The organism is Corynebacterium sp. HMSC05D08, assembly GCF_001807215.1.
Lineage (GTDB): Bacteria > Actinomycetota > Actinomycetes > Mycobacteriales > Mycobacteriaceae > Corynebacterium > Corynebacterium striatum.
Genome location: NZ_KV788355.1, coordinates 99,242 through 112,491, shown reverse-complemented (window position 1 = coordinate 112,491; position 13,250 = coordinate 99,242). Strand labels below are relative to the sequence as shown.

The window sequence follows — 13,250 nt, the reverse complement described above, 5'->3', positions numbered from 1 at the left end:
TGTGGAAGACGTACGCTCCTTAGCCTTCGCCAAACTCAGAGGCATCCGCGCAGCTGTAGTCGAACCGCAGGTCGTTGAAGAAGGAATCGTAGTTGAAGTAGCACTGGGCAAGTTCGTCCCATCCAGACATGCCCACGGGCTGCACGCGCTCTTCGGCAGCAAAGTCCCGCCAGGACTTCCACTGCCTGCAATAGCGCTCGCAGAAGTCGCTGATAGCGGGCACACCGTGTTCGTCTACAACATTGCATCCAGTCCCGACCCACGCGAGCAATGCGGGCCACAGGTGCGGGGTATCTAGCTCGTTGAAAACCGCGCCCAACGAGCGGCTTCACACACGTGGGGATGCGGACATTGATAGGAATGTTCAGAGTAGCAGTTCGCGCCTGCGTTGATTGATACTTAACCCTTTGCCCAAAATGGGAAAACAAAAATTACCCTAGCAACGATTCCGCTGCTAGGGCATTAGAAGTTGGTAGCGGGGGCAGGATTCGAACCTACGACCTCTGGGTTATGAGCCCAGCGAGCTACCGAGCTGCTCCACCCCGCGTCGAGATGTACTTCTAAACATCTTGCGCTTAACGTTAACGGCTAAAGCTTTTGCTAACCGCTTTCGTTGGCGACTCATGTAACTATACACACCAAAGGCCACACACCCAAATCCGCTGGGCAGGTGGCCTTTAGTATGTTTTTCGCTATGGCACGCTACTTGGACTGCAGCTGCTTGTAGGATTCAACGGCCTTGTCGAGCTCGTCGAGGGCCTTACCGTACTCCTCGAAGGAGCCGTTGCGGGCCTTCTCCACGTTGTCGAGTGCGGTGTTGATTTCGTCGATTGCTTCAGCCTCGTTGGATGCAGCAGGTGCAGATGCAGGTGCCGAAGCCTTGCCATCCTCGCCAGACTTCTTGTCATCCTTCGAGTCGCTCGGCGTGTTCTTCACAGTGCCGTCGCCGTCGATCTCAGTGATGTCCTGGGCTGCCTTCGGATCAATGCCCACTTGGTCGAGAGCCTCACCAATGGTCGGCGCATAGCCCACGCGGCCCTTGTAGGAGACAAGTACGCGCAGCAGCTTCGGGAACGCAGACTCTTGGTCCTTGCGCTGCGAGTAGATCGGCTCTAGGTAGAGAATCTCACCGTCACCCACCGGCAGTGCCAGCAGGTTGCCGTTGGTCAGGTCGTTAGAGCCCTCCCACAGCGTGCGGTCACGAGCGACCTGGTCAGAAGACATCATGGCGTCCTGTGCCTGCTTCGGACCCTGGGTTTGCGTGTCCGTCGGCAGCACCTTGACGGTGATCTTGCCGTAGTTCTCCGGATCCGAGGACACAGCCATGTGCGCGGACAAGAACTGACGGTTCAGGCCACGGTAAGACGTGATGAGCTGGAAGCTTGGCTTACCGGTCTTCGGGTCAGAGGCCATGACGTAGTACGGCGGCTGGTTCAAACCGCGGGATTCGCCAGCGGTCGGGTCTTCCGGCACGGACCAGAATGCGTCGTTGTTGAAGAACACGCCTGGGTCAGAAACGTGGTACTTAGCCAGCAGGTTGCGCTGCACCTTGAACATGTCCTCCGGGTAGCGGAAGTGGTTGCGCAGCTCGTCGGAGATTTCAGCCTCCGGCTTCACCACGTTCGGGAACACACCCTCCCATGCCTTCAAGACCGGGTCCTCAGTGTCGAACTCGTAGAGATCAACGGTGCCGTCGTAGGCGTCGACAGTGGCCTTGACCGAGTTGCGGATGTAGCCCACCTGCTCGTTGATAAGACGCTGGTTGGTGCCATTTGGGTTCTGGGTGTCCTGGGTGGTCTCAGTCAGCGAGGTGCGCTGAGAATAAGGCAGGGAATCCAGGGTGGTGTAACCGTCGACAATCCACTTGATGCGGCCGTCGATAACAGCCGGGTAGGTAGCGGAGTCAGTGGTCAGCCATGGAGCAACCTTCTCCACGCGCTCGCGCGGGTCACGGTCATAGAGAATCTTCGACTCGGAACCAACGCGGTCAGAAAGCAGCAGGTTCATCTCCTGGTACTTCAACGCATATGCGGTGCGGTCGAAGAAATTACCGATGTGCACGCCGCCCTTACCGTCATAGGTGTAGGTCGTGGAATCGGTGTCATACTCAACCGAGTCGTTGCCGGTCTTGCCCACGATGGCGTAATCGCGGCCATCCTGTGCGCTAGCGATGACCGGGCCGAAGTAGATACGCGGCTGGTCAACCTTGATGCCCAAGGACTTCTCTGCGTCCTGGGTCTCGCCCTCGCCCTCGTTCTCCTTGCCCTGCTGGGTCTGTAGATCGGAGACCGTGAAGATGGGGAAACCACCACGCGCGGAACCTGCATCTCGGGCAACCTCATCCACGGTGTTCGCCTGCGCAGCCACGAAGCCGTTGCCGTGCGTGTACACGGTGTGGCGGTTCAACCAGTTCTGCTGGTTGTCCTGCAACTCGTTCGGGTCGAGTTCGCGGGCTGCGACCACAAAGTCACGGACCTGGCCGTCAATGGTGTAACGGTCCATGGCCAGCGTCTCTGGGAAGCCGTAGAAGTTCTTCAGCTGCTGCATCTGGGTAAAGGTCGGGGCAATGATGTCCGGATCCAGAAGACGCAGGTTAGAAATCGTCGAGGTGTCCGCCGCGACCTTGGAGTCGGAGACATCGCCTGCGCCCCAGTTCTCCTCGTAAGTCACGTTCTCGTCGGTGAGCCCATAGGCGTAACGGGTGGACTCGATGTTGCGAGAAATGTACTCCGCTTCCTTGGCCTGGCGGTTTGGCGTGACGGAGAAACGCTCCATCATCAACGGCCAAGCCTGGCCAATGGTAAGCGAGGACAGCAGCATGAGAACCACAGCAAGCGCAGGGATGCGCAGGTCCTTAATAACCACTGCCGCAAAGATGGCCACGGCCACGAACACGCCGATGACCATCAAGATGATCTTGGCCGGCAGGTACGCGTTGATGTCGGTGTAGGAGCCACCGGTAAACAGCGAGTGCTGGTTATACAGCAGCTGGTAGCGGTCGAGCCAATAGCCTACAACCTGCAGGATCATCCACAGTCCGGCGGTGACAGCAAGCTGCAAGCGAGCCGGGCGCGAGATAGAACCGCGCACACCAGCTGCGCGATTGCCAATGCGGATGCCGCCGAGAATGTAGTGGCTAAACAGCGCCAACAGGAAGCACACCATGAGCAGCATGGAGAACGCGCTGACCACGATGTTCCATACCGGCAGCTGGAACGCGTAGAAGCCCAAGTCACGCTGGAACTGTGGATCCTTGACGCCAAAGTCCTGGCCGTTGAGGAAGAGCATGAACTCGCGCCAGGAAGCCTGGCCCAGCAGGCCAGCGACCGCACCCACCAAGATCGGGATGACCTTGAGGAATAGGCCCATGGTCTTTTCAATCGAGCGGCGGTATTGGTACACCGGCGAGTTCAGGTCGCTGAAGTCAATACTGTCTGGACGGCCCCGCCACGCCACGAAGCCGGCGGCGAAAACCACGCCCCCGGCAACCACCGCAAAGAGGATAAACAGAACAATGCGCGCTACGAGGGTCGTGGTGAAAACACCACGGTAATCAATTGCGCCGAACCACTTCCAATCGGTATAGAAGCCCACCAACATGGGGCCTACAAATAGAAGAACAGCAATGATAGCGACAGCCCAAGAGAGAAGCCGGGGCGGGCGCTTCATTGGGGCAGCGGGTTGGGAAAGTCCAGAGGCCAACGCCAGCTCCAATCAAAGTCGTGCGAATATAAGCGGTATAGTCTTCCAGCTTAGGGAAGCAATACACAGTTAACGAATAAGGAGTCCTATGAGTTCCCCCGAGGTTTCTCAGCCAGCATTAAACAAAGCCATGCGTGAGGCGGTCGAATTCGTGCACGCCGAGGGCTGGGATGCACCCCCAACTTTGTTTGCTTTGGTTCCCACCTCACTGGTTGCTGACCAACTAGCCGAACTCAACGAAGAGGATGCCTCTCCCCTAACGCTCATTGTCCAGGACAACATTCCAGACAACATCGAACCAGGCTCCGAGCAACTCGCCGACTACGTGGCGCGCCTAGCGTGGCCGCACGAGGTCGCGGGGGTCGTCTTGGCACAGGAGATCAAGTTCCGCGATACCTCCGCATCTGCGCTTGGCGACGCCGCTCCTCGTCCCGCTCGCCTCTTCTCCGGCGTTCTTCGCGAGGAAGGCGTGGAGCTTACCCTGCTGCAGCTGCGTCCCACCGAGGAAGAGCTGGAGGCAGCTGGCCCATTTGCGGAAGATGACATCCAGCTGCGGGGCGGTCCTGAGGTTGCCCCAGGCGTCATCGCGGCTTTGCGCTACGGACTGGAACAAGATCCGGATGAACTGGACTAAACTGTTCTTTTAAGTGTTTCAAAAACTAAAGGAGTCTCCTCGTGCGATTTGCCTCGCTAACCCGCTCAGCCCGAGTCGCGGCAGCCTGTGTGGCTGCGACGTGCGTGTTAACGGCCTGCGGCGACAAAGAGGAGGCGCCTGCTCCGCAGCCCCCCGAGACCACCGCTCAGGCGAAGGAAACCCCGGCGAAGGAGACGTCGTCAAGCGCAGCTCCCACTACCGAAGAAAGCGCGGAGTCCAGCGCCGAATCCGCCACCAGCAAAGCCGCAGAATCAGAATCTGCTGATCCTTCCGCCAGCGCAACCGCGAGCGAATCCGCCAACGAGAGTGGAAGCGCAAAGACGGACAAGAAGCTAGCAAAGCCAGTGGAAGAGGCCTACAAGACCTTCGGTGAGCTCATCCCAGTGGAGATCTTCCAGCAGTTTGACCGCTGCGACCCCAACGGTGTGGAGGACTCCTATAACTGCTCGGGTTCCAAGGTGGGCCAGTTCCAGTTCTTCAAGAACAAGTCGAAGGCCGCGCAAACCACACAGGTACTCACTGAGCTGCGCTCTTCCCGCGTCATCAAGGATGAGGGCGACCGCGTCGTCGGCTGGTCCATGCTGGGCAACACCGCTATCTTGACCGTGGTGGACAACAAAGAGGGCCTAGTGATGCAGCAGATGATCTCCACCGATCAAGATGATCCTGAGGACCGCCTCAAGGAGCTTGGCCTTATCTAGTCTGCGGCCTGGCTTAATCTAGCCGCAGGTTTCGACCTTTTTGCCGTGGGCAAAGTTGTCCATGGCCGCGATGGCGTCGTCGATGGATTCGACCTTGGCCACCACCATGTCGCCAGTGTCGCGGCTCGTGGCCTCCGCGCAGTTATCCGCCGGGGCTAGGAAGAGCTCCGCACCGGCTTGTTTGGAAGCTTCTACTTTGTGAACGATGCCGCCAATGGGGCCCACCGTGCCGTCCTCGTTGATCGTTCCGGTACCAGCCACGAACTTTCCGCCGTTGAGCTCGCCTTCGGAAAGCTTGTCGATTACGGCGAGCGTGAACATCATGCCAGCGGAAGGACCACCTATGTCCTGGAGGTTGTACTGGACCTTGATGTCCTCCTTCGGTTGCGATGTCATGGATATGCCGAGCAAAGCGACGCTGTCATCATCCGGATGAGAACCAAGGGTGATTTCCTCGGTGAGCTTTTTGCCCTTGCGCTCGATGCCGAGCTCCATCCTGTCGCCAGGTTTCTTGGCACGCACGAGCTCTTGGACCTGGCCCGGCTCGCTGACGTCCTTGCCATCGACGGAGGTAATGATGTCTTCGGCTTTAACCACCCCAGTGGCCGGCGCGTCCTTGAGCACCTGCGCCACGACGATCTTGACCGGGACCTTGAGGTAGTTCATCGCAGCGACCGTTGCCGCGGCCTCCGACTGGGTAAAAGCCTGCTTGTTGGACTCGTTGACTTCTTCATCCGTTTTTCCTTGGGGGATGACGGTATCAATGGGCACGAGGGTGTCATCGGTCATGATCCACCGACCCAGGGCCTGCGCCAGCGTCATGTTGGTACGCACCGAGACAGTAGTCATGTTGAGCTGTCCCGAGGTCTCATAAGTCTTGGGAGCAGTCACATCCACGACCTTAGCACCGTCGACCTCGCTCAAAGTGTCCACGGTGGGTCCGGGCCCTTCCGCGGCATAAGGAACGGTCAGAGCAACATCCGTGCCGGGGATGTGGTCGATGCTCAATGCAGCACCGAGCACTACGACGGGGATGGCGCCCCAGGCAAGGGTGCGAAGTCGACGGTTTTCAGGTGAATTCACGATGAAACAGCCTACAACGTTTTTCGTTATGGTTTTCATTCGTGTTCGCTGTCAGCGTTGCGTTGTTCATGGAATCCAGCCGCCGCCTGCCGGTAGATTAGAGCCCATGAGCAACGGATTCGGCTTTTCTTTCCCCAATAACGACGACGGCGATGATGAAAACTCACGCCGCGACCAGAACCCGTTTGGCGCCTTCGGCTTCGGTGGAAGCGCCGCAGGCGGTGGTTTAGGAGATCTCCTGAACCAATTTGGTCAGATGCTCTCCGGCATGGGTTCCTCAATGAACTCCGCGGAAGGTGCCGGCCCAGTCAACTACGAGATGGCAAAGCGCATCGCACTGCAGCAGATTTCGACTGACAAAGAAGTAAGCGACGCTGACATCAACGCTGTCACAGAGGCCGTCCGCTTGGCGGAGCTATGGCTTGACGACGCCACCGATCTCCCCACCGCCTCTGGTGCAGTGAAGGCATGGAACTCCACCGAGTGGCTGGAGGCAACCATTCCAATGTGGCAGCGCCTGGTCACCCCGGTGGCGCAGCACATGAACAACGCGCAGCTGGAGTCCATGCCTGAAGAAGCCCGCGAGATGATGGGCCCGATGGCAAACATGATGAACCAGATGTCAGGCATGAACTTCGGTATGCAGCTAGGCCGCGCGCTTGGTGACCTTGCCGCTCAGGCACTGACCGGCTCTGACTTCGGTCTGCCAGTCTCCCCTGCCGGCACCACGGCTCTGCTGCCGCACAACATCCAGAAGATCGCCCGCGACCTCAACGTTCCAGGCCAGGAGATTCTGGTCTACATCGGCGCGCGAGAGGCCGCCCGCCAGCGCCTGTTTAAGCACGTTCCGTGGCTGGTGGAGCGCCTGGTCTCCTCTGTTGAGGAATACGCCATTGGCCTGGTCATTGACACTTCCCACATCGAGGAAGCCACCCGCGAGCTCAACCTGGAGTCCGGCGACCCACAAGCTATCCAGGACGCGATGAGCAAGCTGCAGGGGATGGACCTCACCCCGCGCATCACCTCCCGCAACGCAGGTGCGGTCTCCCGCCTAGAAACGCTGCTTGCTCTGGTCGAGGGCTGGGTTGACCACGTGGTCAATGAAGCGCTGGGCGAGCGTATCCCGTCCACCTCTACCATGAATGAGGCATGGGCACACCGCCGCGCTACGGGCGGTTCCGCGGAGCAGGCCATCTCCAAGGTCGTGGGCATTGAGCTCTCCGCCCCAAAGGTCGACGCCGCTGCGGAGCTGTGGCGCCGCACCACCGTCGCGGTTGGCGCCGCAAAGCGCGACAAGGCCTGGGACCACCCAGACTTCCTGCCTACCGCAGAGCAAATCGACAACCCTGCTTCGTTCATCGATAGCCTGCTTGACGACGCCCCCGATTCCGGCTTCGAAGAAGAGTTTGCCAAGCTGGAAGAAATGCTTCGCGAGCAAGACGGCAAGGATACGCAGGACGGAAGCGACGAGACCGACGGTCCTAACGGCCCCGAATCCGAGAAGTAATCTCGCCGCACCGCTGCTCTTTTAGAGGCCTATCAGCCAAAGCGCTGGTAGGCCTCTAAGTATCCCTTGGCCCGTTCCGCCTTTGGCGCGCGATCTGCCCACTCCCAAAAGCGCGGCCCGTGCCCGGGGATAAATGTGTGCGTGAGCTCATGGATGATGACGGAATCGAGGACATACTCCGGCACGTCCTTGAGCCGATCCGTGATCCGGATGTCTCCAGTGGACGTCGTACAGCTGCCCCAGCGCGAGTTCTGATTGCTGACCCACCGGATGGAACCCACCTTGGCCTGGCCACCTAGGTAAAGCTTGTTGAGTTCCGCGGCGCGTTCTTCCAGATCTGCATCGGAACGCCGCGACGAGGTGTGCTTGCGTTCAACACGGGCGAGCATATCCGTGACCGCTTTCTGTTCTTCCTTGGCAGACATCCAGGCCGGAATGCGAACTTCCAATACCCCGTCTACCATGCGTGCTTGGATTGTGCGCTTGCGCTTGGCGGAGCGAATCACGCGCACTTCTGGGGCGGACTCGCGGGCGGGCTGTTGATTCGACATGACAGGTGATTGTACTTGTGTTGGAATATTCTCACGCGCACAGCTTTAGGGGGAAAGCATGGCAGGGGAAACGCACGCTGTCTCAACGATGACAACTTATTCACTCGCGCCGGGAGTTGCCGTGGTGGAACGCGAGCCTGGGGTGATCCAGTTCGGGATGGATGCCACGCGAGTGGGAGTCGTCGAGGTAGAAATGCAGATTGTTGAGGCCTTAAACCTCCTAAGTAAGCCGATGACTCGAGAGAGCGTTGAGCGGCTTCTGGTCCGCGCGGGTATGGACGATGCGGCTGCGCGCACGCTCATTGAAGACCTCATCTGTTACAACATCCTCTGGCCGGAGCAACCGCGTCAAAGCGTGGTGGTGTTGGGTTCCAGTGCACTGGCGCAAACTCTGCGCACGGTATTTCATAATGCTGGATTCATCCTGCGCAATCCGCTGGAATCAGAGAATATGTATTCCTACATCGCAAGCGTCAGTGAGCACTTCCCTGTTGTCGCGGCTGACATGCTGCATGAACCCGTGAACCTCGCTGCTGCACTCAGCAAGTGCAAGGGCACATTCCTGCCGGTCTCGCTGGTCGATTCGCGCGGAGTCATTGGGCCTGTGCACGTCGACGGCCGCGGCCCCTGCCCCATGTGCGCGCATCTACACCGCATCGACGTGGATGGGCAATGGCACCAAGTGGTCAGCCAGCTGGCTGATGCAGACAGAAACACCGATGACCTTGTGGCGCAGGCAGTGGCGGTACAGTCCGCGGTGTTGGTCAGGCGTCTTGCTGGATGGCCGTCGCCGCCTGGTGCGAAAAGCTCGCGGGTGATGCCGGGCGAGCAGCTTGAGGTGGACCTCTACGGGCATCACCAATACCGGCTAGTTATCGAGCACCCGAAGTGCCCCTATTGCTTCGAAACGAAACGCAATCGGTAGCGCTATGCGCCGGTCCAAGCCGCGCTCGCACAGGGGCCACGTGCGGACTTTCCTAAATCCCCAGGCCTGGGCCCCCAGTCCTGCTGGTCGCGATCGCTTGGGCGCTTGGCACGCTTTTCCGCGACCTTGGGTTCTGGGTTCCCAGGTCTGGGTATTTGCGGTGGACGGCAGCACAGGCTCCCGTGCGGCCGCGATTAGGAACGCAACGCAGCGATGATTTGCAGGACCTCCGCGCCATAACGCTCCAGCTTCGAGGGCCCCACGCCCGAGATGTCGAGCAGCTCGGCCTCACTTGCTGGCAGGGCTTCTGAAATCGCCTGCAGCGTGGCGTCGGAGAAAATCACGTAGGCCGGAACCTTCGCTTCGCGAGCGGTCTTCGCGCGCCAGGCGCGCAGCGCGGAGAAGACCTCTTCATCGCCCTCATACTCGCAATACTCGTGTCGGCCCAGAACTTTCTCAGCAGGGCTCGTCAACTCAGCCGAGCAAATTCGGCACTTGCGCTGGCGGTACCGGCGCCCGCTGCCTGGCGTTTCCTCGATCCCCGGCACCAATCCATCCAAGAAGCGGGTGCGCTCGCGCGAGGCACGCGAGCCCGTCGTCTTAGCCAAGGCCCACGACAATGCAAGGTGCTCACGTGCACGGGTAATGCCCACGTAGAACAGGCGGCGTTCTTCTTCCACCTGCTCGTCGCCCGCCTTGATGGCGTAGTTGATGGGCATGAGCTTCTCAGTGAGCCCAACCAGAAAGACCGCATCCCATTCCAGGCCCTTAGCTGCGTGGATGGTGGCGAGGGTGACACCTTCCATCGTGGGATTCTGTTTGTTTTCGGAGCGACGATGCAGCTCGCCGAGGACCCCGTTGAGATCGATTCCTTCGTGGTCGTTCACGATCTGCGCAATGAGATCCACCAACGCATTGAGAGACTGCCAGCGCTCACGCGCCTGCGCACCCTGCGGCTCGGTAGGAGTAAGTCCCAACTCGACGAACGCGGCGTGCGCGATCGCCACCGGGTCTGCTGGCAGGTCATCACGGCGAGTAGCCGCGATGAGGACGCGAATGGCTTCGAGGATCTCCGGCCTACGGAAGAACCCTTCACCACCGCGGACCTGGTAGACAATGCCGGCGTCGGCAAGCGCTTGCTCAAACTGCTCCGACTGCGCGTTAATGCGGTAGAGCACGGCGATCTCTGATGCTTTCACACCTTTGTTGAGGAGCGTCAGGATCTGGCCTGCTACTTCCTTCGCCTCGATCTCTTCCGACTCATAGGCCTTGAACGTGGGTTCAGGACCGGGATCGCGCATACCCTGCAGCTCCAGGCGGGTTCCCGCCGCGCGACCCGTAGCTTTAGCGATGACGCGGTTAGCCAAATCCGTGACCTGTGGCGTGGAACGGTAGTCTCGCTGAAGCTTCACGATGGTCGCATTGGGATACGTGCGAGAGAAGTTGAGCAGGTAGTCCGGCGAAGCGCCGTTGAAGGAGTAAATCGTCTGGTTGGCGTCACCGACCACTGTGAGATCGTCTCGGTCTCCCAACCACGCATTGAGGACCCGCTGCTGCAAGGGCGTGACGTCCTGGTACTCGTCAACGACGAAGGTGCGGTACTGCTCGCGGAAGACCTCGGCTACCGAGGGCACGTTCTCGATTGCCCCGGCGATATGCATGAGGAGGTCGTCGAAGTCTAAGAACATGCGGTCCTGCGTGGACTTGAGCTGCTCGTAACGCCGAAAGACCTCCGCCACTTTCGCAGGATCTGTGGGTGCTTCACGGTCGGTGGTGGCGATGACCTCCGGATAAGAATCGGCACCAATGAGAGAAGACTTGGCCCACTCGATCTCGCTCAAGTAGTCACGAATCGAGTCCTTGGAATTGTCCAAGTTCAGTGAACGCACAGCCCGCGCGACCACGGAAAACTTGTTATCCAACAGCTCCCATGGAAGGTCGCCTGCGACCTGTGGCCAGAAGTAGCGCAGCTGGCGACGCGCCGCCGCGTGAAAGGTCTGGGCTTGCACGCCACCGACGCCCATCTGGTTGAGGCGATCGCGCATCTCCCCCGCCGCACGCGTGGTGAAAGTGACGGCGAGGATGCGCTGCGGACTAACGAAGCCCTGGTCCACCATGTTGGCGATGCGGTAGGTCACGGTACGCGTCTTACCTGTACCGGCACCCGCCAAGATGCATACCGGTCCGCGTGGGGCGGTCGCGGCAGCGCGTTGGTCCTCATCCAACAGGGACAAATCCGGCCTATTCACCGTGGTACCACTCCATAATCATCGTGTGTGCAATCGAGCCCTTCCGGGCAATGGTCAGCTCAGGCAACTCAGCCCGGCTAACCCAACGGGTCTCTTCCAATTCCCCATCAGTATCGCAAACGGCCCGGACATCGTCCGTGACCGCGGAAAAGCCCACCATAAGCGAGCCGCTTGGGGGCCAGGGTTGTGAGCCCCAGTAGCGCACCTCGCGCACGCGCATTCCGGTCTCCTCAAGGGCCTCCCGGGTGAAAGCCTCCTCGAGGTTCTCTCCAGCATCGACGTAGCCGGCGATGAGCGAATAAAAGCTATTACGCATCCGATTCTTGGCCAACAGAATCTTGTCCGTGCCGGCTAGGTGGATGATTCCAATCACTGCGGGATCAAGGCGGGGAAACACAATTCGGTGCTCGTTGTGGGCATCGCGCCCGACGACGCCCGGGGCAGGATACTCCAGTTCCCGTCCGGTTCGTGGGTCGAAGCGCAGCTCTCGACGATTGCGCACCAAGTGGATGGCTTTGAGGATCTCAGGGTGGTCGGCGAAGAATGTGGCGTCACGCAGCGTTCCTAACACCTTGGCCTGTTCCTCGGGCATCGAAAAAGCCTGAAAGGCCCCTACCTCAACGAGGATGGGGCCGGTTGGTTCTGCGACCAAGACCGGGGCGCCTTGGAAATCAACTGGTACGCGGTTGGTCTCGGTGACAGGCAGAAACACTATTCTTCTTCGTCCTCTTCTTCGTTGGCTTGCTCCATCTCGTGCTTGATGTAGAGCAGGCGGTCGCCAGGCTTAAGCGAGTAAGCATCGGCGGTATCGACGCGGTGTAGCTCGTTGTTTCGCAGCACAGCAAGCACGATGTCAGCGAGGTGGCGCGGGTTGGAGCCAACCTCAAATTCGCGCACGGGGCGCTCGGCAACGGAGAAGCCCTCGTTCGGGGAGAGCAGGTCTTCCATCATCTCCACCACGGTCGGCGTCACGGTGGCAAGACCAAGCAGGCGGCCGGCGGTCTCGGCGGAGGTAACCACGGAATCGGCACCGGACTGGCGCAGCAGGTGGCGGTTCTCGGACTCACGCACGGAGGCCACGATCTTCGCCCTCGGGTTCAGCTCGCGGACCGACAGAGTACACAGCACAGCGGTATCGTCTGTGGACGGTGTGACCACCACAGAGGAGGCATTTTCGACGCCCGCGATGCGGAGGACGTCCTGCTTGGTGCCGGAGCCATAGATGGTGACCAGGCCGTGGTGCTCTGCGTTGGCCAGGGAGGCTCGATTGGTATCGATGACCACGATCTGGGAAGCCGGGACATCATCAGCCAGCAAAGCAGCGACCGCTCCCGCACCCTTGGTGCCGTAACCGATGACAACTGTGTGGTTGCGCAATTGCTTTCTCCAATTCTGGATTTCAAATGTACGGCGTGCTTTGTCTGTCAGCACTGACAACGTTGCGCCGACCAACAAAACAAGGAAGACCAGGCGGGCTGGCGTGACAATCAGAAGGTTAATGAAGCGAGCTTGCGGCGTGACCGGGACGATGTCACCATAGCCCACTGTGGTCAGGGAGACCGCTGCGTAATAGGAAGCATCGAGCAGCGACAGGTCCTCGCTATATCCGTCGCCATCGAAGTAGACCACGACGGTGACAAAAACCAGAAGCGCTAGAGCCCACAGCACGCGGCTGCCCAGCTGCCTCCACGGGCTGTCGCTGACCGCACGCGGAACAGTGATCACGTCAATGAGTGCGTGGTCGGGCTGTGAAGTCAGCTCAATCTGCGGCATAAAGCGCGCTTTGAAGCGGCGTCTAATGCGCTTCGCACTTTGTTTCGGCACTGAAGTTCTGTCTTCCTTTTATTACTTACCTCGTTGAGCGATCCGGGGTTCTC

11 protein-coding genes and 1 tRNA gene are annotated in these 13,250 nt (G+C 59.6%); 4 read left to right on the top strand and 8 right to left on the bottom strand.

The window, feature by feature from the left end; all coding sequences use genetic code 11:
• Positions 1 to 19 precede the first annotated feature (19 nt).
• The 3 genes from HMPREF3148_RS11380 to HMPREF3148_RS11370 all read right to left on the bottom strand — a co-directional run bounded on the left by HMPREF3148_RS11380 (position 20) and on the right by HMPREF3148_RS11370 (position 3,669).
• Positions 20 to 223, bottom strand: a complete 204-nt coding sequence (locus HMPREF3148_RS11380) for a hypothetical protein (protein ID WP_129721050.1) — start codon at positions 221 to 223, stop codon at positions 20 to 22.
• 247 nt (positions 224 to 470) lie between these two features.
• Positions 471 to 547 (bottom strand) — tRNA-Met (locus tag HMPREF3148_RS11375).
• Between the two features lie 155 nt (positions 548 to 702).
• Positions 703 to 3,669, bottom strand: coding sequence for a UPF0182 family protein (locus HMPREF3148_RS11370; protein WP_049151879.1), 2,967 nt, complete (start codon positions 3,667 to 3,669; stop codon positions 703 to 705).
• A gap of 121 nt (positions 3,670 to 3,790) precedes the next feature.
• On the opposite strand from HMPREF3148_RS11370, the gene HMPREF3148_RS11365 reads away from it, so the two are divergent.
• Both HMPREF3148_RS11365 and HMPREF3148_RS11360 read left to right on the top strand, forming a co-directional pair.
• On the top strand, positions 3,791 to 4,336 hold the full coding sequence (locus HMPREF3148_RS11365) for a PPA1309 family protein (protein WP_049146534.1): 546 nt from the start codon (positions 3,791 to 3,793) through the stop codon (positions 4,334 to 4,336).
• Between the two features lie 41 nt (positions 4,337 to 4,377).
• Positions 4,378 to 5,058, top strand: coding sequence for a hypothetical protein (locus HMPREF3148_RS11360; RefSeq protein ID WP_049146537.1), 681 nt, complete (start codon positions 4,378 to 4,380; stop codon positions 5,056 to 5,058).
• A gap of 18 nt (positions 5,059 to 5,076) precedes the next feature.
• On the opposite strand, the gene HMPREF3148_RS11355 is transcribed toward HMPREF3148_RS11360, so the two are convergent.
• Positions 5,077 to 6,180, bottom strand: a complete 1,104-nt coding sequence (locus HMPREF3148_RS11355; protein ID WP_236081503.1) for a YlbL family protein — start codon at positions 6,178 to 6,180, stop codon at positions 5,077 to 5,079.
• A gap of 67 nt (positions 6,181 to 6,247) precedes the next feature.
• Here HMPREF3148_RS11355 and HMPREF3148_RS11350 point away from each other — a divergent pair, with 67 nt between their 5' ends.
• A complete protein-coding gene (locus tag HMPREF3148_RS11350) occupies positions 6,248 to 7,648 on the top strand; it encodes a zinc-dependent metalloprotease (protein WP_070509146.1) in 1,401 nt (466 codons plus the stop codon).
• A gap of 32 nt (positions 7,649 to 7,680) precedes the next feature.
• On the opposite strand, the gene HMPREF3148_RS11345 is transcribed toward HMPREF3148_RS11350, so the two are convergent.
• Positions 7,681 to 8,199, bottom strand: coding sequence for a M48 metallopeptidase family protein (locus tag HMPREF3148_RS11345; RefSeq protein ID WP_005528207.1), 519 nt, complete (start codon positions 8,197 to 8,199; stop codon positions 7,681 to 7,683).
• 58 nt (positions 8,200 to 8,257) lie between these two features.
• On the opposite strand from HMPREF3148_RS11345, the gene HMPREF3148_RS11340 reads away from it, so the two are divergent.
• Positions 8,258 to 9,124 carry a hypothetical protein gene (locus HMPREF3148_RS11340; RefSeq protein WP_005528205.1) on the top strand — a complete coding sequence of 289 codons (867 nt, stop codon included), beginning with the start codon at positions 8,258 to 8,260 and terminating at the stop codon, positions 9,122 to 9,124.
• A 194-nt stretch (positions 9,125 to 9,318) separates the two neighbouring features.
• Here the strand turns inward: HMPREF3148_RS11340 and HMPREF3148_RS11335 are convergent, their stop codons facing one another.
• From HMPREF3148_RS11335 to HMPREF3148_RS11325, 3 genes are read right to left on the bottom strand one after another with little or no spacing between them, the layout of a single operon-like run.
• Positions 9,319 to 11,373: an ATP-dependent DNA helicase UvrD2 gene (locus HMPREF3148_RS11335; RefSeq protein WP_070509144.1), complete on the bottom strand. Its 2,055-nt coding sequence runs from the start codon at positions 11,371 to 11,373 to the stop codon at positions 9,319 to 9,321.
• Positions 11,366 to 12,085, bottom strand: a complete 720-nt coding sequence (locus HMPREF3148_RS11330; RefSeq protein WP_049192722.1) for an NAD(+) diphosphatase — start codon at positions 12,083 to 12,085, stop codon at positions 11,366 to 11,368. Before HMPREF3148_RS11330 ends, HMPREF3148_RS11335 begins: the two co-directional genes overlap by 8 nt.
• Positions 12,085 to 13,146 (bottom strand): potassium channel family protein, encoded by a 1,062-nt coding sequence (locus HMPREF3148_RS11325; RefSeq protein ID WP_100622449.1) that lies wholly within the window; start codon positions 13,144 to 13,146, stop codon positions 12,085 to 12,087. The genes HMPREF3148_RS11330 and HMPREF3148_RS11325 overlap by 1 nt, the downstream gene beginning before the upstream one ends.
• Between the last annotated feature and the right edge of the window lie 104 nt (positions 13,147 to 13,250).